Source organism: Ruegeria sp. BF8 (genome assembly GCF_056538625.1).
In genome coordinates, this window is the sequence record NZ_JBQFTL010000007.1 from 71,854 (window position 1) to 94,874 (window position 23,021).

The window sequence follows — 23,021 nt, forward strand, 5'->3', positions numbered from 1 at the left end:
AAAGGCCCGATTAGCCGTTCTGAAAGTAGAACGACAGCTTCCGGCTGACCCCGCCCGGAGGTTTCGGGAAGGGCGATGCGCGGCGGACCTGTTCCTTGGCGGCCCTGTCGACCTCGGTCGAGCCAGAACTGTCGATAATATCGACCCAGGCCAGTGTTCCGTCCGGGTTGATTTCAAAGAAAACTTTGGCAAAGCCGCGAACCGAGACATAGACCGGGGGAGTTCCGTTGAGGTGGACAAGAACCTGCCCGGCGTAATTGGTGACATTCGAGTTTCCCGGGCCTCGACCGCCGGACTGATTGGAGTTGCCTCCTCGGCTGAAGGAATCGACCCCCTGTCGGCGATAGGTCGTCAGCGGCGAGTCGATCTGCCTGTTGGGAAATCGCAGGTTGTCAAAACTGTCCAGCCGGCTGGCCCTTTGGTCGGGTACAGGGGCCGGAGCAGGGGGCCGGTCCGGAAGGCGCGGGCGGATCGATGTTGCAACCGCCAGATCCGAGACGCCGTCTTCGGTGTCGCTTTCGACCGGTTGCTGCTCCTCCGCCGGCACTGAGGGGTCCGGGATCGGCGAGGGGGCCGGCAGGGCTGCCAGTTGCTCTGGTTCCGAAACCGGATCCTCTATGGGTTCGACCGGTGCTTCGGGCGCCGCTGCGGACTGCGTTTCGGCTTGGACGGGGGGTGTTTCATCCACCTCATCGGCGGCCTGCCGATCACCTTCGGCCGAGTCCGCCGGCTCAACTATTTCCGGAACGGGCTGATCAGGCTGCACCGGGTTGGTTTGTCCGATATCAGGCGAGTTGACCTTTTGCGGGTCCGACGAGGCGACCAGTGTTTCGCTGACGGGTATTTCGGCCCGGTCCGGCTCTGTCGGCTGTTCGACATCGGGCTCCGGCTCTTCTGCGGGGGTTGGCGACTCGGGCGGGGTCGCGGTTTCCGCCAGATCCTCGAACGCGTTGCCCAAGGCAACCGTGTCCGGTTGCGAACCGGCCGTCGCAGGTTCCGCAGAATCCCGCGCGGCTGGCAGCAGCAGGAAAAGGTGGAGCAGCACCGAAAGCACAACGGCCAGCGCCGCGACAAACAGGGATTCCCGGATCATTCGAGCGCCCGTTCGGTCACCGCAAAGACTGCGGTGGCGCCGAGACGTCGCAAGGCGCCGGTGACTTCGATCAGGCGTGCCCCGGAAACGTTCCGGTCAGGCACGATCCGCACGGGTTCTTCCCCCCGGCCGGTCATGTAGGTCTGCGGATCCGTCGGTGTTCCACGAAAGCTGAGCGTCCCGTCAGCGTGAAGAACCAGAGCATCGGGTGGTTCGCGGCCATCCAGATCGGATGTGTTGACCAGTTCCAAGTCCGGGTCCAACGGTTGAGCAACGGTTCCGGCGATCAAAAAGAAGATCAGCATCAGAAAGACCACGTTGATCAACGGGATGGTCGAGTCGCGCTTGCGGCTTGGGCGGTCGTGGCGGATCATGGCGTCACTCCAGAACCGTTACCGACAGACCGTCGAGGCCGCGCAATTTCACCAGAAAGTCAACAAGCCGTTGGGCGTTGACGTCGCCGTCAAGACTGACCAGCACCTGCCCGGGCTGCAGTGCCTGTGCCAATTCATCCAGCGAGAGCGGTGCTCCGTTCAGCACCACGCGGTTCGCCCCCAATTGCACAAATGCGCGATCCGACGGGGCGCTGGGCTCTGATGGGCCCGCGGCTGCGCTGCTGAGTTGAATTTCTCCGAATGTCGAAAAGGTCGACGTTAGCATGAAGAACAGCAAAAGCAGAAAAATCACGTCGATGAGCGGTGTCATCGACATGGCGCGCCGAACAAATGGGGCCGCGTTACGCATGTCCCGGCGCGGCGACAAACGCGGTGCTTGTCGTTGCTGCAGGCAGCGCCTGGGTCGGTACGAGGATCGTGCGCAAGGCCTTGTCTGCGAACACCCGCTCGCGCGCGGTGCGGCTTTCGAACCAGGACAGGACCATGGATGTGGGCATCGCAACCGCCAGACCCACCGCAGTCGTCACCAGCGCAACCCAGATCCCACCAGCCAGCAGCGACGGATCCACACCGGCCCCGGCCGTCTGCAGGCTTTGGAACGCTTCGATCATGCCCAGAACCGTACCGAACAACCCCAGCAAGGGGGCCAACTGCGCGACCGTATCCAAAAGCCGGAAACCGCGCTCGAGCCCGGCCAACGCCAGTCCGGCTTCGGCGTCCAGCCGTTCGTCCAGCCCCGCCGTATCCGGGGCGTTCATTGCCGCACCCACGATCGGGGCAAGGTAGCTGCTGCTGGCGGCCAGACGCTCGCGCGCAGTGTCGTGGTCTCCGGCATCCCAGGCCGCCAATGCCTGGGACAGCACCCTGTGGCGGCCGACGCCACAGGCCGCAAACTGCCAGAGCTTGTAGATCGATACCGCCACGGTCAGGATCGACATCACAAGAAGGATCGCCACTACTGGCCCGCCCAATGCAAGGATCTGGCCAAGCGCGTTGAAGATGTTCATCCCAAAAGCTCCATTTCCAAGCGGCTGGTCACCGACAGGGCCGAATTGCAAAGATCACTCTCGGAACCGCCTGTTACGCAGGAACTGGCTCCGTTTATCAGAACGCGCCCGACCGTTGCGCATGGTCTGTCAGGCAGGTCGAACTGGCGCACACGCGGGCGGTCCTGCGGCAAATCCCGAAAATCGAACAATGACAGTTTGATCACCGAACCCTGCGTGTCGAAGATCACGGTTTCGAAAACGGCTTTGTCGATCGCCTGTCCGGTTTCGTTGGTGATCAGAAATGACAGCCGACAGGCCTGCCCTACATCCTGCGCCGCGTTGAGTTCCAGTGACAACCCTGCGCCATCGGCGTCAGATGATTGCGCACTGGCCGCAAAGGGGAGGGCTGAACATGCGATAAGGGCGGGTAAAAGGTGACGCAGTTTCAATGATAGAACCTCATTCTGAACACGTGGTACCTGCAGCCCGCCAAACAGTGCTGGCGCCGTGTCTGTGATATCTTAGACCGTCTGTACGGGGAAGGGTTGGCGGGGGCTTTGTGATCGTTCGTCAGGCGAAACCTCGCCAATACTCTTGGAGGTTCGCGGCTGTCGCTCAGGTTTCGACAAGATATCTGTCCGACAGAGGCAGGCTGGCTGCCCCCAGGGCGCGGGCATCCGGACCCACCGACCCGGCCAGAACCGAGGGCTGCTCGAGCCCGGTAAAGTTCAGCCGGGAGAGATGCGTCTCGACACGTTCGATCAAGCGCGCGGTAACGCTCTCGGGCATCCAGCCGTCGATTTTCACCGTTTCAAAGTCGATCAGGCTGCAGGAAGACAGGATCGCATAGGCCAGACCTTTCGCGGCCTCGTCCATCCATGCTTCGAGAAGCGTGTCCGGCATGGCCCAATGGTCCGGGGTCTCCCACATGTGGAAGGGAACCAGCCCTGCGGCGACAAGCTTCTGCTCAAGCACGCACAGGCTGGCGACATCGATCAGGGGTTTGACTTCGCCCGAGCCGACGGGAACCGGCAACGGACCCAAGGCGCCTGCATTCCCGCGCCCGGAAAAAATGACGCCGTTCAGGACGACTCCCCCGCCAATGAAGTACCCCATGTAGAAATACAGAAAGTTCCGCGGCCTTTCGGATGGCCCGAACACCAACTCTGCCCCGCAAGCCGCGGTGGCATCATTCTGCAAATAGACGGGGATGTCTCGCGCTTGGGAAAGACTGGCTTGCAGATCGGCTGAGCGCCATGGATCCATCCTTTCTTGTGGGACATTCAGGGTCTGCGCCCAATCCCAGAGATAGAAGGGCATCGCAATGCCCAACCCGGCAACCCGGTCACGCGATGCTTCCGGCATCTGGTGCATCATCCGGTCCAATGTGCCCGTGGCGAAATCCAATGTCGCACCGGGGGTGGGATAGTCATAGGTCTCTCGCGCGCGATCCCGTACTTTGCCCAGGAAATCGGTCAATACCAGCTCGGTGCTGCGGCGGCCGACCTTCAGCCCCAGAAAATAGGCCCCATCCGGATTCAGGCGCATTGGCACGGAGGGTTGCCCAACCTTGCCACGTTGTGGCTCGCCCCGCAGCAGCAACCCATCGCTTTCCAGTTGGCGCATGATCACCGACACAGTCTGCGCCGACAATCCGGTCATGCGGGCCAGCTCCGATTTGGCGAGCGCTTGGTGCCGGCGAACCAGCGACAGCACCAGTCGCTCGTTGTGGGCGCGCATGCCACTTTGGTTCGTCCCGCGCACGGTCGAAACACGCTCGGGCGGATTGCTCTGCGCTGATTGTTCCTCGGGCACGGGCCGCTCCTCCTTCAGTCAAGAATGTGGATGCGCCTACCCAGTGTCAATAATAAATAAGAGTGATTTATTTATTGACAGAACCCGAGAATCACCGGATGGTTTTACACATGGGAGCCGGCAGAATTCCGTTCGGATTCCTTAGATGCCCGTCGGGTATCGGAGATATTGGGAGGAAAAGCCTTGAAGATTTCAGCATTTGCCGGCGCGACCGCGCTGGCCTTTACAGCCATGGCAGGCGCTGCCGCCGCGCAGGACACGGTCTGCCTGATCACCAAAACCGACACCAACCCCTTCTTCGTGAAGATGAAAGAGGGGGCCACCGCCAAGGCCGAAGAGCTGGGCATGACGCTCAAGGCGTTTGCCGGCAAGATCGACGGCGACCATGAGACACAGGTGCAGGCGATCGAGACCTGCATTCTGGACGGCGCCAAGGGTATCCTGTTGACCGCATCCGATACCTCGTCGATCGTTCCGGCCGTCCAGCAGGCGCGCGACGCCGGTGTTCTGGTCATCGCGCTGGATACACCGCTCGAACCGATCGACTCGGCGGACGCGACTTTCGCAACCGACAACTTTCTGGCGGGCGAGCTGATCGGCAAATGGGCCGCGGCCACGCTGGGAGACGAAGCCCAGAATGCGAAGATCGCGATGTTGGATCTGGCAGTCAGCCAGCCCTCGGTCGGGGTGCTGCGCGATCAGGGCTTCCTGCAGGGGTTCGGCATCGACCTGGGCGACCCGAACAAATGGGGCGACGAAACCGACCCGCGCATCGTGGGCCATGACGTCACCGCCGGGAACGAAGAGGGTGGCCGCAAAGCCATGGAGAACCTTCTGGCCAAGGACCCGATGGTCAACGTGGTCTATACGATCAACGAACCCGCCGCCGCGGGTGCGTATGAGGCGCTCAAGGCCATCGGCCGCGAAAACGACGTGCTGATCGTCTCGGTCGACGGCGGCTGCCCCGGTGTGCAGAACGTGGCCGACGGTGTGATCGGTGCGACCTCGCAGCAATACCCGCTGCTGATGGCGTCGCTTGGCGTCGAGGCGGTCAAGAAATGGGCCGACGAGGGCGTGAAGCCCGAGAACACACCCGGCAAGGACTTCTATGACACCGGTGTTGCGCTGGTGACGGACAAGCCGGCCGATGGCGTCGAGTCGATCTCGGTCAAAGAGGGCATGGACCTCTGCTGGGGCTGATCTGAACCCTTCAGGGGCCGCAGCGCGCGGCCCCTGAATTGAACCACGACCTCACCCGAAATTTTGCTAGAGTCGCCCCAAGACGGGAGCTTGACGCATGGGGGAACCTCACTGATGTCCGACACATCGAGACAGTCCGACGACTTCGAAGCCGCGGCCAAAGGCAGCCCGGAACAAGTTGCCGAATTCGAAGATCACCACCGCGGGTTCATGGGGACAGTCCAACACTTTCTGCATGTGAACCCGTCGCTGGTGCCGCTGATCGTTCTGGTCGCGGCGATCCTGATTTTCGGCGCCTTGCTTGGGGCCAAGTTCTTTTCGCCATTCGCACTGACCCTGATCCTGCAACAGGTGCAGATCGTCGGCATCGTCGCCGCCGCCCAGAGTCTTGTGATCCTGACCGCCGGGATCGATCTTAGCGTGGGCGCGATCATGGTCATGTCCTCGGTGGTGATGGGCCAGTTCACCTTCCGCTATGGTCTGCCGCCCACGGTGGCGATCCTGTGCGGTCTGGCCATCGGGACCGCCATCGGCGCGGTGAACGGGTTCCTGGTCAGCCGGGTCAAGCTGCCACCCTTCATCGTGACGCTGGGCATGTGGCAGATCGTACTGGCCGCCAACTTCCTGTATTCACAGAATGAAACCATCCGGTCGCAGGAAATCGAGGCCAACGCCCCGATCCTTCAGCTGTTCGGCGCCAAGTTCAATGTCGGCGGGGCGGTGTTCACGGTCGGGGTGATCTTCATGTTGGTGCTGATCCTGGTGCTGGCCTATGCGCTGCGGCATACCGCGTGGGGGCGCCATGTCTATGCCGTGGGCGACGACCCCGAGGCGGCCGAGCTGTCGGGCGTGAATGTGCATCGCACGCTGATGTCGGTCTACATGCTGTCGGGGCTGATCTGCGCCTTTGCCGGCTGGGCGCTGATCGGGCGCATCGGCTCGGTCTCGCCCACCTCGGGGCAGTTGGCCAACATCGAAAGCATCACCGCCGTCGTGATCGGAGGCATTTCATTGTTCGGGGGGCGCGGATCGATCCTGGGCTCGTTGTTTGGGGCGCTGATCGTTGGCGTGTTTACCCTCGGACTGCGGTTGTTGGGCGCGGATGCGCAGTGGACTTTCCTTCTTATCGGCATGCTGATCATCGCCGCCGTGGCCGTGGACCAGTGGATCAGAAAGGTAGCAGCGTGATGGAACCCATTCTCAAAGGGCGCAACCTAGTCAAACGCTATGGCAAGGTCACGGCGCTGGATCACTGCGATTTCGACCTGATGCCGGGCGAGATCCTGGCCGTCATCGGCGACAACGGGGCGGGTAAATCGACCCTGATCAAGGCGGTCTCCGGTGCCGTCGCCCCGGATGAGGGCGAGATCTGGCTGGAAGGGCTCAAGGTCGATTTCCACTCGCCCATCGACGCGCGCGAAGCCGGGATCGAAACGGTCTACCAGACGCTGGCCATGTCGCCCGCCTTGTCGATCACGGACAACATGTTCATGGGGCGCGAGATCCGGCGCAAGGGACCGTTGGGTTCGGTGTTCCGGATGCTCGACCGTCCGGCGATGGAGAAGTTCGCCCGCGACAAGCTGAACGAACTGGGGCTGATGACGATCCAGAACATCAACCAAGCGGTCGAGACTCTGTCGGGTGGACAGCGTCAGGGTGTGGCCGTGGCCCGGGCGGCGGCGTTCGGGTCCAAAGTCATCATCCTTGATGAACCCACTGCGGCGCTTGGCGTCAAGGAAAGCCGGCGGGTTCTGGAACTGATCCAGGACGTGAAATCGCGTGGCATTCCGATCATTCTGATCAGCCACAACATGCCCCATGTGTTCGAAGTGGCCGACCGCATCCATGTGCATCGGTTGGGCAAGCGGCTCTGCGTGATCGACCCCAAGGACTACACCATGTCCGATGCCGTGGCCTTTATGACGGGCGCCAAAGAGCCCCCGGAACAGGATCGCGCGGCATGACGGCCGAAGGGTCATCGCCACAGGCGCTGGCCGAGCGGATCGCCGACGCCGCAGCCGGGCTGGCGAGAGGCGAAGCGCGCCACCTTGTCGCCGTGGCCGGGCCGCCGGGTGCGGGGAAATCCACCGTGGCCGCTCTTGCCCAACAGGCGCTGCAGGGGCGCGGCATTCCGACCGGGCTGCTGTCGATGGATGGTTTCCACTATGACAACCAGATCCTGACGGCACGCGATCTGCTACCGCGCAAGGGTGCGCCCGAGACATTCGACCTGCCGGGCTTTCACGCCTTGTTGCGCCGCCTTCAGGCCGAAGACGAGGTCGCCGTGCCCGAATTCGACCGCGTGCTCGACAAGTCCATCGCAGCCTGTTCGTTCGTGACCCGCGACCAGCAGGTGGTGATCGTCGAAGGGAACTATCTCCTGCTGGACGAACCGGGATGGAACGATCTGCGCGACCACTGGGCGCTGACCGTGTTTCTGGACGTGCCCCTGCCGACACTCGAGGCGCGGTTGCTGGACCGTTGGATCGGGCTGGGCCTGCCGCGCGACGAAGCCGAGCGCCGAGCCTTTGCCAATGACATTCCCAACGCCCGACGCGTGGTGCAGAACTCGGGCGCTGCCGACCTGGTGCTGCGTTAGCCCAGCGCCTTGTACATGTAGGTGGTGGGTTCGAACACGGGTTCGAACGGGTTGCGGCAATAGCCGGGAATCTCTCCGGCAGTTTCAAAGCCCAGGCTCTGGTACAGGATGCGCGACGGGTCGGTGCTGCGCGTGTCCAGCACCAACAGGATCCGGCCTAGTTCGGTGGCGCGCGTTTGCAGCGCGTGCATCAAGGCGCGGCCCAGCCCGCGCCGCCGTGCGTCGGGATGCACCAGCAGCTTGGCCACATCGGCGCGGTGCGGCTGGTTGGGCATCGCAGCCGGAATCAGCTGAACCGTCCCTTGGATGCGTCCGTCGCCATAGGCCACGAAAAGATCCAGCTCTCCGGCTGACAGCCCCGGGCGCACGCGCTCCTGCCAATAGGCGCGCGCGGCGTCACGGGAAAACGGCAGAATGAACCCTATGCTGGCGCCGGTATGCACGCAGCCATGCAGGATATCCGCCAGATCCTCCACCGCCTGGTCAAAAGTCGTTTCGGTCAGGCGTGTAATCATATCAGCACCAGAATGTAGCGGGCGCCGCGGGACGCCTCGGTTTCAAAGCGGGTCGCGCCCGACAGATGATAGCGGAGGCAATCACCCCCGTTCAGCGCATGGGACGTTCCATCAACGGTCAGGGTCAGTGCGCCATCCAGCACGATCAAGTGATGCTCCTGCCCGGGACGAGGCGGTGCGTCATAGGTGATCGTTGTGCCGGGTGGGAGGTGACATTCCAGAACCTCGCCCGTCAGCCCCGCCGAGGGGGGCGACACCGACCGGCGCGTGAACCCGGTTTCGGGGTCGCGCCATTCGATCTGCCGTTCGTAAGGAACTTTGGGGTCGAAGCTGTCCTCGACCATCATCAACAGGCGCGACATAGGCAGCCCGTAGGCTGCGCATAATCGGCCAAGATTCTCGGCCGTCGGGCTGACCTCGGCCTTCTCCATGCGCGACAGGGTGGCCCGGCTGACCCCGCTGGCCTGAGCGAGTTGTTCAAGCGACCAGCCCCGGCTGCGGCGCAGGTCGCTCAGGTGGCGGGCGAGGCGGCTGGACAGGTTGTCTAGCATGTCTCATATCCGAGAATCAGTTTCGATAATGAGAAACATAGCATAAATAAATCAAATAAAAAGGGGCGCCTGTGCTGCGCCCCTTCAACTGCTCGATATGATGTCGGCTTACTTCCAGCCAACCTCGTTGAAGATCTTCTGGGCCTCGGGGATGTTCTTGGCGACTTCAGACAGGTTCACTTCATCGGCCTTGAATTCACCCAGAGCGGCCACGTTCTCGGCCAGCTCAACACCTTGGACGGCGGGGAATTCATCGTTGCCGTTCGAGAAGTAGACCTGTGCCTGATCGCTGGCGAGGTATTCCAGGAACTTGACCGCATTGTCCTTGTTCGGGGCATGGGCCGCGACGCCCGCACCCGACAGGTTCATGTGTGCGCCTTCGGCATCCTGCGCGGGGAATTGAATTCCGATCATGTCGACGCTGTCCGACAGGCCCTTGACGTCTTTGCGCAGGGCACGTGCAAAGTAGTACGAGTTCGACACGGCGATTTCGCATTCACCGGACACGATTCCACGCAGCTGATCGGTGTCGCCGCCCTGAGGTTCACGCGCCATGTTGGCCACGACGCCCTCGGCCCATTCTTTGGCCTTTTCGGCACCATGATGGGTGATGATCGAGGCCAGCAGGGTCTGGTTGTAGGTGTTGCTGGACGACCGGATGCAAACCAGCCCTTTGTATTCAGGGTCGGCCAGATCCAGGTAGGTGGCCGGCGGGTTGGTCACGTCATTCTTGTCGTAGAAGATGATGCGCGCGCGCTGCGAGAAGCCGAACCACTGGTTGTCTTCGTCCTGCAGGTTGGCGGGGATGCGCTCTTCCAGAACGTCGCTGTCGACCGCCTGCAGCAGGCCGGCGTTCTTGGCCCGCGCCAGGCGCGAGGTGTCCACGGTCAGCAGGATGTCGGCGGGCGAGTTCGCGCCTTCGGCTTCCATCCGCGCGATCAGCTCGTCGGCCTTGCCTTCGATGCGGTTGATCTTGATGCCAGTGGCTTCTTCGAAATCGGTGTAGAGACGCTCGTCGGTGTCGTAATGGCGCGAGGAGTACAGGTTCAGCTCGCCTTCAGCGGCGGCCGATCCGGCGATCAGGGCCGACAGTGCGGCGGCGATAAAGCTCGTGGTTTTCATCTGTGGATGTCCCGGTTGTCGAATCTCATGAGCGGGGTATTTCCCGACTGATTTGCTCAATTAAACGATTCCGGGTGGGATGCAAGAAAATCCGACAAAATTACTTGGTCTAATTTGCCGCAGCGTGTTTAAGTGCGCCGGACAGGCATGGCTAGCGCGCGCGTTGAATTGTCTCGACCGACAAAATGGTCGGCAAATGCCTGGCGATCTCGGTCCAGGTTTCGCCTTCGTCGGCGCTTGCAAACACCGAGCCGCTGTTGGTTCCGAAATAGACACCCGCAGGGTCGCAACAATCTCCTGCCATCGCCTGGCGCAGAACCGTGAAAAAGCAGCTGGTCTGCGGCAGCCCTTCGCGACAAGCGGTCCAGCTTTGGCCACCATCGGTCGATTTCCAGACCGCCGCCGCCGCATCCGGCGGATACCGTCCGATGCTGTCTCCATTCAGGGGAATGGTCCAGATCGTATTGGGATCGTGGGGATGGACGTGGATTGGGAATCCAAAGGTCGACGGCAACCCGCCCGAGATATCGTCCCAGCTGCGCCCGTCATCGGACGAACGCCAGACACCATGATGGTTCTGTTGATACAGCAGCCCTTTGGTGCCGGGCGCCCGGACCATGTTGTGTACGCAATGACCGATTTGACCGTCCCGCGGCGCGGCCGGATGGTCGTGATGGCCGCAACTTTCGGCGTTCGACAGCCGGTTGCGCCGCTCCCAGGTAGTGCCGCCGTCTTCCGAGGCGAATACTCCGGCCGCCGATATGCCCACCCACAGCTTTTGCGCATCGTCTGGATCGGAAACGATCGTGTGCAGCACCAAGCCTGCGGCCCCCGGTGACCAGTCTTCGGCTGAGGGGTGATCGGTCAGGCCATTGACCGTTTCCCAGGTCTGCCCAGCATCCGAACTGACCAACAACCGCGCCGGTTTTGTTCCCGCGTACAATGCCCCGCCCGTATGATGCAGCGACCAGATCTGCGAGAACTCGTCGCCGAACGGTGCTGCTTCTCCGGTCCACCCGATCAACTCGGCAAAGTCGGGATCGTTCGCGGCCCACTCGTCCTGCTGCCCCCGGGTGAGCTTGGTGACCTCCCAGCTCTGGCCCCCATCCTCGGAGCGCCAGACGCCGGCTCCGTGCCAGTCGCCGCCACCGCCGGCCCAGAGTGTACCGGTTTCGTCATATCCGACGACGTGGTTGATGGGCCAGCCGCCGCAATGCGGACCCGTAACGCGCCAAGATGCGCGATCCGGGTCTCCGATGATCACGAAGGCACCCTTGGTGGTGCCCACCAGTATGTCGATGCAAGAGTGTTTCATCCGTTTCGCGCTCCCGGCTGTTTTCAACAGCCTAACACGAACGGTCAGTCTCGGCGCGCGGCACAAAAAAACCGCGCCCGGAGGCGCGGTTCTTTGAAACAGCGATTTGCCGTACTCAGCCCTGACGAGCTTTGAACTTGCGCTGCGTCTTGTTGATCACATAGACGCGGCCTTTGCGACGCACAACCCGGCAGTCGCGGTGCCGGTTCTTGAGCGAGCGGAGCGAGTTCTTGACCTTCATGGTCTCTCTCCAATTCTGCGGCGCCTTCATCAAGGACGTGGCCAGCGCCTGGGTTAGCGGGTGCCCCGGGTCAGACCCGAAACAGTGAAACGATGGTGGGCGGTACAAGGATCGAACTTGTGACCCCTTCGATGTCAACGAAGTGCTCTACCGCTGAGCTAACCGCCCACTTTCCCTTTGCGTATCCTGCCCCATAACGAAACGGGGCGCGGATCTCCGCGCCGGTGGAGGGGTCTATAAAAGGAGTCGCGAAGGGGTTCAAGGGGTTTGGTCCAACAATTTTCCGGTCTATGTTATCGGCAAAGAAGGAGAGGCCATGCACAGCGCCGCATACGCTTTGGAAATGCCCGCAGAACGCACGTCGTGCGTTGTTTTTTCTTCGCCACATAGCGGTCGGAACTATGTGCCGGGCTTTCTGGATCGTTCGGTTCTGAACCGCAATGTGATTCGCTCTTCCGAAGATGCCTTTGTCGACCAACTCTTCGCTTCGGCCTCGATCCATGGCGCACCGTTGATTGCGGCACAGATGCCGCGCGCGTTCCTTGACCTCAACCGCAGCGCCGAGGAACTGGATCCTGCGTTGATTCTGGGCGCGCGCCGCCAGGGACACAACCCGCGCGTGGTGTCGGGGTTGGGCGTGATCCCCCGTGTCGTGTCCAACGGTCGCGCAATCTACAGCGGCAAGCTTACGATGGACGAAGCGCGCCTGCGCATCGACACCTATTGGCGCCCCTATCACGCCCGCCTGAAGTCTCTTTTGGCCGAATCGATCGACATGTTCGGACAGGCCATCTTGATCGACTGCCACTCGATGCCGCACGAGGCTGTTGCCATGGCCGGGAACCCCAAGGGGCGCCGTCCCGAGATCGTACTGGGGGATCGGTTTGGTGCCTCGGCATCGGGCGTTATTGTTGATCAGATCGAAGCGGCCTTTTCGTCCGCCGGTCTGACCGTGGCCCGCAACACGCCCTTTGCAGGGGCGTACGTGACCCAAACCTACGGGCGTCCCGCCCGTCATCAGCATGCGATTCAGATCGAGATCGACCGGGCGCTCTACATGAATGAGAACACGATCGAGCCCAACGCCAATTTCCTGGCGTTCAGGGATATTCTGGAAGAAGTCATCGCGGATATCGCCCGAATTGGTTCTCAGCCGGCACGGTTGGCCGCCGAATAAGAAGAGCTACCGCAGCGCTCGGCCCTTCACGATTGCATCAGTTCCATATTTTCGCCGGATCTCGTCGGTCGCACGCTCTGCTTTCGAGCGTTGCGTGGCCCCAGGGTCCAGCAGGTCGCCGGATATGTCGGCCTGATCTTCGGCGCACAGGTCTGACAATCCGCAGCCCAGCAGACGATAGGGGCCTTGATCGCCGACCTGATCGAACAGCCCGCGGGCGGTGCGGTAGATGCGGTCGGCCATCTGTGTCGGATCCCGCAATGAGACCCGGCGGGTCAGCAGTTTGTGGTTGGCCTTCTTGAGCTTCAGCGTCACGACCCGCCCGGCCAGCCCCTTGGCCTTCGCACGGTCGGCCACCTTTTCGGCCATGCGCCAAAGGTGGCCGTCCAGAATGTCGGGGTTGGCGGTGTCCTCGAAAAACGTTGTTTCATTGCTGATCGACTTCATCGGCTCGTGGGCCGAAACGCGCCGCTTGTCCTGCCCTCTGGCCAGGTGCCACAGCCGATAGCCCATCGAACCGAAGCGCGCCGTGAGGGCCTCTTGATCCCATCGCAGCAAGTCCGAGAATGTGCGAATGCCGGCCCGTTCCAGTGACTCCTGCGCAGCCGGTCCGATGCCCCAGATCAACCGCACCGGCTTGTCGTTCAAAAACTCGGCGGTTTCCGCCATGCCGATCACGGAAAACCCGCGCGGTTTGTCCAGATCGGACGCCACCTTGGCCAGAAACTTGTTGTGTGAAAGCCCGATCGAGCCGGTCAGGCCCAATTCGTCTTTCATCCGTTTGACCAGTCGTGCCAGCATCACCGCGGGCGGCGCACCATGCAGCCGCTGGGTGCCTGACAGGTCCATGAACGCCTCGTCCAGTGACAGGGGTTCGATATCCGGTGTCAGTTCGTCCATCATCGCGCGGATCTGTCGTGAGACCTCGACATAGACGGACATGCGCGGTTTGATTACCACTGCATCGGGGCATAGTTTCAGCGCTTGAAACATTGGCATGGCCGAGCGCACGCCGCGAATACGCGCCACATAGCAGGCCGTTGAAACCACGCCACGCCGTCCCCCACCGATGATCACCGGCTTGTCCGCCAGTTCGGGGTTGTCGCGCTTTTCGACCGAGGCATAGAACGCATCGCAATCCATATGGGCGATGGTCAGATCGAACAGCTCTGGATGCCGCAACACCCGCGGGCTGCCGCAGGAGGGGCAGCGCCGTTCGTCGTGAAGACTGGCAAGGCAATCGCGACAGAGAGCGGGCATCATTTCCTTTCCACGGGCACCGTGAATGAGCAGTCTGGCCGAGGTGCCAAAAGTACAACACCGCACGCTGCAGCGCAAAGCGATTGAACGAAAAGGTGGGGCCGACAAGAAGACCCCCCGCAGTTTCGCGGGGGGAGGTAACGGGCCTCAGGAAGACGCGGCCCGTTGGGGAGTGTCTCTCGATCAGAATCGCCCAAAAATGTCGATTTCGATAGGCCTACGAAGCAGGTCCCAAAACTCGTGTTTTTCATGTGTGTTTTGGGGCACAGAGGCAATTTGGCGCGGCCGCGGCCAAAAGTGACGCAAGGTCAACCGCTTGCGGGCCAAATCGTGCTTCTGGAATGGTGATTTGACGCGACTTGCCCTCGAAAGGTTACGCCGAACGCAACTCGGCCAGTACGGCGTCGGCTGCAGCCTTGGGGTCGGCGGCCTGATAAATCGGCCGCCCGACCACGATGTGATCGGCCCCTTCATTGATTGCGGCGGCGGGTGTCGCGACGCGTTTCTGATCGCCAAGGTCCGATCCGGACGGCCGCACGCCAGGGGTGACGATCAGTCGGCCTTCGGCCTGGGGCAGGGCGCGGATCAGGGCCGCCTCTTGCGGACTGGCAATCACGCCGTCGGCGCCGGCCTCGAATGCGCGGGCCGCGCGTTCCAGAACCATGTCCTGCATGTCGCCGGACTTCATCAAACCTGCATCCAGATCGTCACGGTTCAGCGAGGTCAGGATGGTCACCGCCAGGATCTTCAGATCCTTGCCTGCCGCGCCTTCCTTGGCGGCACGCACCACGTGGGGGTCGCCATGCACGGTGAGGAAATCCAGATCGAACTGCGCCAGCCCCCGCACGGCATTCTCGACCGTGTTGCCGATGTCGAACAGCTTCATGTCCAGAAAGATGCGCTTGCCGTGCTCCTGCTTCAACTCGTTTGCCAAGGCCAACCCGCCACCGGTCAGCATGCCCAGACCGATCTTGTAGAACGATACCGCGTCGCCCAGCGTCTCGGCCATTTTCAGCCCTTCCAGCGCGTTGGGCACGTCGAGGGCGACGATCAGGCGGTCATCTGCGGTTTGGGGCAGGGCTTTGGGCATTGTTTCGACCTTTCAGGCTTGACGGGATCGGCGCTTCTGTAGAGCGTGCGGCGCAATCAGACAAGAAAAGACGCAGGGAAGTACAGGATGATACGGTTGGGTGTGATGGCTACGGCAGCTGTTTTGGCCGGGGCGGGCGCTGTCTGGGCCGGCGAAACCGATTGCGGCGAGGCCCGACTGGTCTGGGCGGACGTCAAGGACAGCGGGTCGGCGGCAGCCATCCAAAGCTTTGCCGAGGTCTATGCGGAGTGCCCGATTTACTCGCAGCTTGCACGCGAGCAACTGGCCGAATTCAATGGAGGCTCACCTGAACCGGAGGAGGTCAGCACCCCCAAAGAAGAGACACGACGCCTGCTTGTGACCGACCTGCGACCGCGGCCGGAACCAGACCCCGACGATCCGCCATACGAGCCCGACTATTCGGATGGAGAATATCAGTGCCTGATGGCCGCTGCCGCTCCGGGCCAGTCGCCTTATTTCGACGGGGTGGAATGGGCGGACATGGACGCCGAGAATGCGATGGCGATCTGTGCCGATCTGCTGCTGAAAGACCAGAATGTCGATGCCGAGGTCGTCGCCGCGTTCGGCCGGGCGCTGATGAAAGGCGGCAAGCTGGAAATGGCGCTCGAATTTTCGGAGCTGGCAGCAATGGAAGGCAGCGGGCTGGCGATGAACACGCTCGCTTCGCTCTATAACGAGGGTGAGATCGTTCCCGAAAACGATGAAACGGCGTTCGGGTGGTACATGGCGGCTGCCGATGCCGGCCTGTCCATGGGGATGCACAACGTGGCATACGGCTATGAACACGGCGATGGTGTCGCGCCCGATATCGACAAGGCGCTCGAGTATTATGAACGGGCTGCGTTCTTTGGGTATGATCCTTCTATGGTCCGCCTGGGCATTTTCCATCGCGACGGTACGCATGTCACACAGGATATGGACCGCGCGGTCGACTATCTGGAGCGGGCCGCCGATCACGGAAACGTCGATGCCGCGGTGCATCTGGGCTTGATCTACGAAACCGGCCAGAACGGATATCCCAAGGATATCGAAAAGGCGCTGGAGTATTATTTCCAGGCCGCCGAAGAGGATGACGTCGTGGCGCTGCATAATCTGGGGTCGCTGACCTATCACGGGCGGGACGGCGTGCCCCAGGACACGCAGGCGGCTTTTGTGCTCTGGGGCAGGGCGGCCGAGCTTGGCCATATGGCCTCGCAGCGCAAGTTTGGCCGTTTGCTGCACGAGGCGGGCGAGATCGAAGGCGCGTTGAAATATTACCGTCTTGCGGCCGAGCAGGGCGACGACGTTGCAAAAAAGCTGATCCGGGAAATCGAGGGCGATTGACCCCCACGGCTGGCAGGGGAGGCCCTGGTTTCCCCGCTTTGGCCCAACTGTGCTATGGTGCCGCCATTCAGGACCAAAAATTGAACCAAAGGGACAGACCATGAAGCACCTATTTCCGCTGGCCGCCGTGGCCGCGCTCGCCGCTTGTGAGGAGGCCCCTCCACAACCCGAGACGGGCGCTGCCCCGCCGCCCACCAACGATGATTTGTACCTGGTCGGCGGCTATCGGTCCGAGGATGACTGGTGCCAGTTGACCGGCGAAACCGCCTTTACCGTCAATTTCCTGGACCACACGGCCGACCTTGTCTCGTGCCCCACCGGCAGCGCCGCCGCGCAGTCGCTGGGCGAAATGCAGAATGCTCAGCAGGTGGCCGAAACCGGCGGCTATACCGTCTATACGATTCCCCGGGGCTGAGCGTTTTTTTCACCCGCTACCCTCTTGAAGCAGCGGGAACATTTCCCAAATTGATCCATGAGGCCCGGACCATTGCGTGCTGCCAAGCAGGCGCAAATTTAACGGGCGCTTGGAAAAGGAGAATGCCATGGACTTGAACAAGTTCACCGAGCGTGCACGAGGTTTCGTGCAGGCGGCGCAAACCATTGCGCTGCGCGAGGGACACCAGAGACTGGCTCCCGAGCATATTCTGAAAGCACTGATGGATGATGACCAGGGGCTGGCCGGCAACCTGATCAAACGTGCGGGCGGCGCGCCCGAGCGCGTGGTCGAGGCGCTGGATGTTGCCCTGGCCAAGATCCCGAAGGTCAGCGGCGACGCGGGCCAGGTCTATCTGGACGGTCAGACCGCGAAGGTTCTGGACGAGGCCGAGAAGATCGCCAAGAAAGCCGGCGACAGCTTCGTTCCGGTCGAGCGCGTGCTGATGGCGCTGTGCATCGTCAAATCCAAAGCCAAAGAGGCCCTGGAAGCCGGTGCCGTGTCCGCCCAGAAGCTGAACGAGGCGATCAACGACATCCGCAAGGGCCGCACGGCCGACAGCGCCAATGCCGAAGAAGGCTATGACGCGCTGAAGAAATACGCCCGCGACCTGACCGAGGCCGCCCGCGAGGGCAAGATCGACCCGATCATCGGCCGCGACGAGGAAATCCGCCGCGCCATGCAGGTTCTGTCGCGTCGGACCAAGAACAACCCGGTTCTGATCGGTGAGCCTGGTGTGGGTAAGACCGCCATCGCCGAAGGTCTGGCTTTGCGCATCGTGAACGGCGACGTTCCGGAATCGCTGAAGGACAAAAAGCTGCTGGCGCTGGACATGGGTGCCTTGATCGCGGGTGCGAAATACCGTGGCGAGTTCGAGGAACGCCTGAAAGCCGTTCTGAACGAGGTCACCGCCGCCGCTGGCGAGATCATCCTGTTCATCGACGAGATGCACACGCTGGTGGGTGCCGGCAAGTCCGACGGTGCGATGGATGCGGCCAACCTGATCAAGCCCGCGCTGGCGCGGGGTGAGCTGCACTGCATCGGTGCCACCACGCTGGACGAGTACCGCAAATACGTCGAGAAGGACGCGGCCCTTGCCCGCCGGTTCCAGCCCGTCTACGTGCAGGAACCCACGGTCGAGGACACGATCAGCATCCTGCGCGGCATCAAGGAAAAATACGAACTGCACCACGGTGTGCGCATCTCGGATTCGGCGCTGGTTTCGGCCGCGACCTTGTCGCACCGCTACATCACCGACCGCTTCCTGCCCGACAAGGCGATCGACCTCGTGGACGAGGCCGCCTCGCGTCTGCGCATGGAAGTGGACAGCAAACCCGAAGAGCTGGACCAGTTGGATCGCCAGATCCTGCAGCTCCAGATCGAGGAAGAGGCGCTGAAGCTTGAAGATGACGCGGCTTCGAAGGATCGGCTTGAAGCGCTGCAGAAGGAACTGGCCGAGCTCAAGGAGAAATCCGCCGAGATGACCGCCCAGTGGCAGGCCGAGCGTGACAAGCTGGCCAGCGCCCGCGAGCTGAAGGAGCAGCTGGACAAGGCGCGTGCCGAGCTGGAGATCGCCAAGCGCGAGGGCAACCTGGCCAAGGCCGGTGAGCTGTCCTATGGCGTGATCCCCGAACTGGAGCGCAAGCTGGCCGAGGCTGAAAGCCAGGAAAGCAACGCGGTCATGGCCAAGGAGACGGTACGCCCTGAACAGATCGCGGCCGTGGTCGAACGCTGGACCGGTATCCCGACCTCGAAGATGCTGGAAGGCGAGCGCGAAAAGCTGCTGCGCATGGAAGAAGCGCTGCATGCCCGCGTGGTCGGCCAGGACGAGGCCGTGCGCGCCGTGGCCAATGCCGTGCGTCGGGCCCGGGCCGGTCTGAACGACGAGAACCGCCCGCTGGGCTCGTTCCTGTTCCTCGGCCCGACCGGTGTAGGTAAGACCGAGCTGACCAAGGCCGTCGCCGAATACCTGTTCGACGACGAACACGCGATGGTGCGGATCGACATGTCAGAGTTCATGGAGAAACACGCCGTCGCCCGCCTGATCGGTGCCCCGCCGGGCTATGTCGGCTATGAGGAAGGTGGCGTTCTGACCGAAGCCGTCCGTCGCCGGCCGTACCAGGTGGTTCTGTTCGACGAGGTCGAGAAGGCGCATCCGGACGTGTTCAACGTGCTGTTGCAGGTGTTGGATGACGGTGTGCTGACCGACGGTCAGGGCCGCACGGTCGACTTCAAGCAGACGCTGATCGTGCTGACCTCGAACCTTGGGTCACAGGCGCTCAGCCAGTTGCCCGAAGGGGCCGATACGGCGCAGGCCAAGCGCGACGTGATGGACGCGGTCCGGGCCCATTTCCGGCCCGAGTTCCTGAACCGTCTGGATGAGACCATCATCTTCGACCGGCTTCAGCGGTCGGACATGGATGCAATCGTCGACATCCAGCTGTCCCGCCTGCGGAAGCGGCTTGCCGGGCGCAAGATCGATCTTGTGCTGGACGATGCCGCCAAGGAGTGGCTGGCCAACGAAGGCTACGACCCGGTCTTCGGGGCGCGTCCGCTCAAGCGCGTAATCCAGCGTGCCCTGCAGAACCCGCTGGCCGAAGCCCTGCTGGCCGGCGACATCCGGGATGGCGACACCGTGCCGGTAACTGCCGGACCCGATGGTCTGATCATCGGCGACCGGTTGGGCACCAGCGACCGCCCGCGCCCGGACGAGGCCGTGGTCCACTAAGCTGCGGTTTGGCTGCAACAGGAAAGGCCCGCCAGAGATGGCGGGCCTTTTTCATGTGCACCATCAGTCGTGGTTCTGACGGCTTTTGCGCAATGCGCGCAAGTCGTCTGCACTCAGGCGCGGACCGGACTCGGGCGATGGCGGCGGTGCCGGCGGAGCCATGCGCTGGGCCGGATCCACCATATGGCGGCTGGGGCGCCCGTCCTGCAGTTTCAGATAGGCCAATACCGCGCCCGCGGATTGCAGGCTCAGCCCCCAAAGCCCGACCAGGATAAAGCTGAGAAACAAGGCCACAGCAGGCCAGATCGGGTTTTCGATGGCCCCACCGCGGAACAGGCCTTCGATTTCGGTGACGGACGTTGCCAACGCCGGTAGCCCCGCCAGGAATGCCACGGCCAGAAAGGCGAGGACGTAAAGCACCATCATTGATACATAGCTGATGGCCACCAAAGCAAACAGCGGCCAAAAGGAGGCACCCAGATTGCGGAAGGGCGTATAGGGTCGGTCGTCAGGGTCGCTGCCCAAGGCTGCCGCAGCCAGGGGAACCAGCAGACTGGCCCGCGCAGCCGAGGCTACCGTGAATACCGCAACCGTGACGACGAGGCCCGCCACCGAAACCGACGCGCCGGCAGAGGTCAGCCAGTCCAGGGCCGGTGTTTCTTGGGTCTTGGTCAGATCAACCAGATTCGGCGCGACCTGAACAAAGGCCAACCCGACCACTGGCGCAAGAATCAGGGCGATCGCCAGAGACTCCGCCCCGCCATAGGCAATGGCGGGAACGATCAGCTTGCGATAGCCCACACCGGGTCGGATCAGTTTCGACTGGAACCCGAACCGGGCGCCGACCATGATCGGGATCACGCCGGATGAGGCGCTGATCAGGAAGGTTGCAATGAACAGTGTTCCGGGCAGGATCAACCCGATGACGAACCCGATCACGCCACCCAACGCGCCGTACAGAAAAAGGCCGATGAGCAGGATCGGGAACGTCACCGCAAAGCGCCACAGGATCGAAAGGGACAAAGGAATGGTTTTGGTCAGTAACACGGGGCGGCCTTCACACAGTCTCTGGTTGTTTCGGCGATACCTTATCGGATGTGCAGCTTCCATCCCGTTGATGCCGTTCCAAACAGGTGTTCGTCTGTGCGCGACGGGAATGCAACGCAGGCTTCGTTACAGTCCCGTCTCTCAATCGTGACGCAAGTTGCGTTGGTCCGGTGCTAAAACGAGGCTAATTCAAGGCTGATTTTTGTAGATGAACGGAGAACGGAATGGCGCACCGCTGGATCAACACCCTGACACATGCCGATACGACCCGGCGGGCGGCGTTCCTGAACCGCCGACAGATCATGGCCGGACTCGCCGGATCGGGACTGGCGATGATCGCGGGCCGTGCCGATGCGGAAGATGCGCTGGAGCAGAACACGTGGGAAGAGATCACCTCCTACAACAACTACTATGAGTTCGGGACCCGCAAGGACGACCCTGCGAAATACGCCCATACCCTCAAGACCGAACCATGGAGCGTAACGATCGACGGGTTGGTTGACCGCCCGGGAGAGTATGATTTCCAGGACATCATGTCCGAAATGACGATCGAAGAACGCATCTACCGGTTCCGCTGTGTCGAGGCCTGGTCGATGGTCGTGCCGTGGAACGGGTTCGAGCTGGCCGATCTGCTGAACATGGCGGGTGTGCAGGAGGGGGCGAAATACGTGGCCTTCGAAACCGCGCTGCGCCCCGACGAGATGCCGGGCGTTGCATATCCGGTTCTGGACTGGCCGTATCGGGAAGGTCTAAGGCTGGATGAAGCCATGCATCCGTTGACGATCATGGCAACGGGTATCTATGGCCGCCCGATCCCCAATCAGAACGGTGCCCCGCTGCGCCTGGTGGTTCCATGGAAATATGGCTTCAAGTCGATCAAATCGATCGTACGCATCACTCTGACCGAAGAAGAGCCGCCAACCAGCTGGAACATGGCCAACCCGCGTGAATACGGGTTCTACAGCAACGTGAACCCGACCGTGGATCATCCGCGGTGGTCCCAAGCCTCGGAACGTCGCATCGGCGGCGGGTTGTTTGCCAAGCGACAACCAACACTGATGTTCAACGGTTACGAAGAAGAGGTCGCAGGGCTTTATGACGGCATGGATCTCAGGGAATACTACTGAGGTCATGCACAAGCTGAACCAGATACTGCGCTGCGTTCCTGTCTGGGCGGTCTACATCGCCGGATTGGTTCCGGTGCCTTGGTTGTTCTACCAAGGCATGACCGGTGGCCTTGGGGTCGAACCGATCGAGGCTTTGGAACATGAATATGGGGAACTGGCGCTTCAGTTGTTGATCCTGGGTTTGGCGGTCACGCCGTTGAGGCGGCTCACCGGCTTGAACCTCATGAAGTTCAGACGGGCCATCGGCATTTTGACCCTGTCCTATGTGGTGTGCCACCTTTTGGTTTGGCTGGTTCTGGACGTGCAAGACCCAGGTCAAATTTGGGCAGACATCATAAAGCGACCCTACATCACGGTCGGCATGGTGGCATTCGTTCTGATGCTGCCGCTTGGGATCACGTCGAACAATGCCTCGGTCCGGTGGCTGGGGGTAGCTTGGAGGCGCCTGCACAAGCTGGTCTACCCGGCAGCCATTCTTGCGGGGCTGCATTACGTCATGCTGGTGAAGGGCTTTCAGATCGAGCCTCTGATCTACCTGTTCGTGATTCTTGCCCTGTTGCTGCTGCGGCTGCCCAAACCGGCATTCAATACGGCGTCCCGGCACGCCGATTCCGCATGACTCGGGGGCTGGGCTGTGGGTAACCATGTGGGCAAGTCAGACAGTGAGTGATTTCTCACTGCGAGGCCTAGGCAAAAACTGAGTTCTGGGGAGGTATGACGGCAACAATATATTGAAAATAAACAATAGTTTTTGTTTTCGCGATTTTTTTCCTATTCCTGTCATTTTCTGCTTGCGGTGATTTGTAGTTATCCTTAGAACGCCCTTCACCGGCGCTGCTGAGGCGGTGTTGGTTGGTCGGATGGACGGCCTGACGGGCTGGAAAGACGGTTGAGACGCCTGGGAGAGACCGGGGGCATCTTGAGTTGGGGTTTAGGCGGGCGCGCTGATTTATTGGCGCAACGGTCTGGTTTTTGGCTCT

25 protein-coding genes and 1 tRNA gene are annotated in these 23,021 nt (G+C 61.8%); 10 read left to right on the forward strand and 16 right to left on the reverse strand.

Features of this window, described 5'->3' with window-relative positions:
* Positions 1 to 10 precede the first annotated feature (10 nt).
* The 6 genes from ACR0LD_RS18605 to ACR0LD_RS18630 form a co-directional block, all read right to left on the reverse strand.
* Entirely contained in the window at positions 11 to 1,093 is a 1,083-nt protein-coding gene (locus tag ACR0LD_RS18605) for an energy transducer TonB family protein (RefSeq protein ID WP_480638407.1), read from the reverse strand.
* Complete coding sequence (locus ACR0LD_RS18610; protein WP_170343511.1) at positions 1,090 to 1,467, reverse strand: ExbD/TolR family protein; 378 nt, start codon at positions 1,465 to 1,467, stop codon at positions 1,090 to 1,092. The genes ACR0LD_RS18605 and ACR0LD_RS18610 overlap by 4 nt, the downstream gene beginning before the upstream one ends.
* 4 nt (positions 1,468 to 1,471) lie before the next feature.
* Positions 1,472 to 1,798, reverse strand: a complete 327-nt coding sequence (locus ACR0LD_RS18615; RefSeq protein WP_170343537.1) for an ExbD/TolR family protein — start codon at positions 1,796 to 1,798, stop codon at positions 1,472 to 1,474.
* 31 nt (positions 1,799 to 1,829) lie between these two features.
* Complete coding sequence (locus ACR0LD_RS18620) at positions 1,830 to 2,495, reverse strand: MotA/TolQ/ExbB proton channel family protein (protein ID WP_170372791.1); 666 nt, start codon at positions 2,493 to 2,495, stop codon at positions 1,830 to 1,832.
* On the reverse strand, positions 2,492 to 2,833 hold the full coding sequence (locus ACR0LD_RS18625; protein ID WP_244952491.1) for a hypothetical protein: 342 nt from the start codon (positions 2,831 to 2,833) through the stop codon (positions 2,492 to 2,494). Before ACR0LD_RS18625 ends, ACR0LD_RS18620 begins: the two co-directional genes overlap by 4 nt.
* A 259-nt stretch (positions 2,834 to 3,092) precedes the next feature.
* Complete coding sequence (locus tag ACR0LD_RS18630) at positions 3,093 to 4,217, reverse strand: ROK family transcriptional regulator (RefSeq protein WP_480638428.1); 1,125 nt, start codon at positions 4,215 to 4,217, stop codon at positions 3,093 to 3,095.
* Between the two features lie 306 nt (positions 4,218 to 4,523).
* Here ACR0LD_RS18630 and ACR0LD_RS18635 point away from each other — a divergent pair, with 306 nt between their 5' ends.
* The 4 genes from ACR0LD_RS18635 to ACR0LD_RS18650 all read left to right on the forward strand — a co-directional run bounded on the left by ACR0LD_RS18635 (position 4,524) and on the right by ACR0LD_RS18650 (position 8,091).
* Entirely contained in the window at positions 4,524 to 5,492 is a 969-nt protein-coding gene (locus ACR0LD_RS18635; RefSeq protein ID WP_093965461.1) for a sugar ABC transporter substrate-binding protein, read from the forward strand.
* A gap of 114 nt (positions 5,493 to 5,606) precedes the next feature.
* Positions 5,607 to 6,680, forward strand: a complete 1,074-nt coding sequence (locus ACR0LD_RS18640) for an ABC transporter permease (protein WP_093965462.1) — start codon at positions 5,607 to 5,609, stop codon at positions 6,678 to 6,680.
* Positions 6,680 to 7,456 carry an ATP-binding cassette domain-containing protein gene (locus ACR0LD_RS18645; RefSeq protein ID WP_170361606.1) on the forward strand — a complete coding sequence of 259 codons (777 nt, stop codon included), beginning with the start codon at positions 6,680 to 6,682 and terminating at the stop codon, positions 7,454 to 7,456. The genes ACR0LD_RS18640 and ACR0LD_RS18645 overlap by 1 nt, the downstream gene beginning before the upstream one ends.
* Positions 7,453 to 8,091: a nucleoside/nucleotide kinase family protein gene (locus tag ACR0LD_RS18650; protein WP_480638410.1), complete on the forward strand. Its 639-nt coding sequence runs from the start codon at positions 7,453 to 7,455 to the stop codon at positions 8,089 to 8,091. Before ACR0LD_RS18645 ends, ACR0LD_RS18650 begins: the two co-directional genes overlap by 4 nt.
* Here the strand turns inward: ACR0LD_RS18650 and ACR0LD_RS18655 are convergent.
* The 6 genes from ACR0LD_RS18655 to ACR0LD_RS18680 all read right to left on the reverse strand — a co-directional run bounded on the left by ACR0LD_RS18655 (position 8,088) and on the right by ACR0LD_RS18680 (position 12,003).
* A complete protein-coding gene (locus ACR0LD_RS18655) occupies positions 8,088 to 8,606 on the reverse strand; it encodes a GNAT family N-acetyltransferase (protein ID WP_170361602.1) in 519 nt (172 codons plus the stop codon). The two genes, ACR0LD_RS18650 and ACR0LD_RS18655, sit on opposite strands and share 4 nt — an antisense overlap.
* Positions 8,603 to 9,157, reverse strand: a complete 555-nt coding sequence (locus tag ACR0LD_RS18660) for a helix-turn-helix domain-containing protein (protein WP_170342880.1) — start codon at positions 9,155 to 9,157, stop codon at positions 8,603 to 8,605. Before ACR0LD_RS18660 ends, ACR0LD_RS18655 begins: the two co-directional genes overlap by 4 nt.
* 108 nt (positions 9,158 to 9,265) lie before the next feature.
* The gene (locus tag ACR0LD_RS18665; RefSeq protein WP_170368099.1) at positions 9,266 to 10,279 is read right to left on the reverse strand and encodes a Fe(3+) ABC transporter substrate-binding protein; all 1,014 of its coding nucleotides are present in this window, start codon (positions 10,277 to 10,279) and stop codon (positions 9,266 to 9,268) included.
* 151 nt (positions 10,280 to 10,430) lie between these two features.
* Complete coding sequence (locus tag ACR0LD_RS18670) at positions 10,431 to 11,594, reverse strand: WD40/YVTN/BNR-like repeat-containing protein (RefSeq protein WP_480638413.1); 1,164 nt, start codon at positions 11,592 to 11,594, stop codon at positions 10,431 to 10,433.
* 115 nt (positions 11,595 to 11,709) lie between these two features.
* Positions 11,710 to 11,835, reverse strand: coding sequence for a type B 50S ribosomal protein L36 (gene ykgO, locus ACR0LD_RS18675; RefSeq protein WP_005648635.1), 126 nt, complete (start codon positions 11,833 to 11,835; stop codon positions 11,710 to 11,712).
* A gap of 93 nt (positions 11,836 to 11,928) precedes the next feature.
* Positions 11,929 to 12,003: transfer RNA gene (locus tag ACR0LD_RS18680), tRNA-Val, on the reverse strand.
* A gap of 148 nt (positions 12,004 to 12,151) precedes the next feature.
* Between ACR0LD_RS18680 and ACR0LD_RS18685 the strand changes: the two genes are divergently transcribed.
* A complete protein-coding gene (locus ACR0LD_RS18685; RefSeq protein ID WP_170368103.1) occupies positions 12,152 to 13,012 on the forward strand; it encodes an N-formylglutamate amidohydrolase in 861 nt (286 codons plus the stop codon).
* Between the two features lie 6 nt (positions 13,013 to 13,018).
* On the opposite strand, the gene ACR0LD_RS18690 is transcribed toward ACR0LD_RS18685, so the two are convergent.
* Both ACR0LD_RS18690 and pyrF read right to left on the reverse strand, forming a co-directional pair.
* The gene (locus tag ACR0LD_RS18690; protein WP_170368105.1) at positions 13,019 to 14,272 is read right to left on the reverse strand and encodes a DNA polymerase IV; all 1,254 of its coding nucleotides are present in this window, start codon (positions 14,270 to 14,272) and stop codon (positions 13,019 to 13,021) included.
* Between the two features lie 373 nt (positions 14,273 to 14,645).
* A complete protein-coding gene (pyrF, locus tag ACR0LD_RS18695; protein ID WP_480638415.1) occupies positions 14,646 to 15,362 on the reverse strand; it encodes an orotidine-5'-phosphate decarboxylase in 717 nt (238 codons plus the stop codon).
* 87 nt (positions 15,363 to 15,449) lie between these two features.
* On the opposite strand from pyrF, the gene ACR0LD_RS18700 reads away from it, so the two are divergent.
* The 3 genes from ACR0LD_RS18700 (at position 15,450) to clpB (ending at position 19,867) form a co-directional block, all read left to right on the forward strand.
* Positions 15,450 to 16,706: a tetratricopeptide repeat protein gene (locus tag ACR0LD_RS18700; protein WP_480638417.1), complete on the forward strand. Its 1,257-nt coding sequence runs from the start codon at positions 15,450 to 15,452 to the stop codon at positions 16,704 to 16,706.
* Positions 16,707 to 16,806: 100 nt separating this feature from the next.
* Entirely contained in the window at positions 16,807 to 17,121 is a 315-nt protein-coding gene (locus tag ACR0LD_RS18705; protein ID WP_170368110.1) for a hypothetical protein, read from the forward strand.
* Between the two features lie 127 nt (positions 17,122 to 17,248).
* Entirely contained in the window at positions 17,249 to 19,867 is a 2,619-nt protein-coding gene (gene clpB, locus ACR0LD_RS18710; protein WP_480638419.1) for an ATP-dependent chaperone ClpB, read from the forward strand.
* Positions 19,868 to 19,930: 63 nt separating this feature from the next.
* Here the strand turns inward: clpB and ACR0LD_RS18715 are convergent, their stop codons facing one another.
* Positions 19,931 to 20,914 (reverse strand): hypothetical protein, encoded by a 984-nt coding sequence (locus tag ACR0LD_RS18715; protein ID WP_480638420.1) that lies wholly within the window; start codon positions 20,912 to 20,914, stop codon positions 19,931 to 19,933.
* 224 nt (positions 20,915 to 21,138) lie between these two features.
* On the opposite strand from ACR0LD_RS18715, the gene msrP reads away from it, so the two are divergent.
* On the forward strand, positions 21,139 to 22,041 hold the full coding sequence (msrP, locus tag ACR0LD_RS18720) for a protein-methionine-sulfoxide reductase catalytic subunit MsrP (RefSeq protein WP_480638421.1): 903 nt from the start codon (positions 21,139 to 21,141) through the stop codon (positions 22,039 to 22,041).
* Positions 22,042 to 22,045: 4 nt separating this feature from the next.
* On the forward strand, positions 22,046 to 22,660 hold the full coding sequence (gene msrQ, locus ACR0LD_RS18725; RefSeq protein WP_480638423.1) for a protein-methionine-sulfoxide reductase heme-binding subunit MsrQ: 615 nt from the start codon (positions 22,046 to 22,048) through the stop codon (positions 22,658 to 22,660).
* A 67-nt stretch (positions 22,661 to 22,727) separates the two neighbouring features.
* Here msrQ and ACR0LD_RS18730 read toward each other — a convergent pair.
* The coding region (locus ACR0LD_RS18730; protein WP_480638425.1) for a hypothetical protein at positions 22,728 to 23,021 on the reverse strand (294 nt) is incomplete at its 5' end.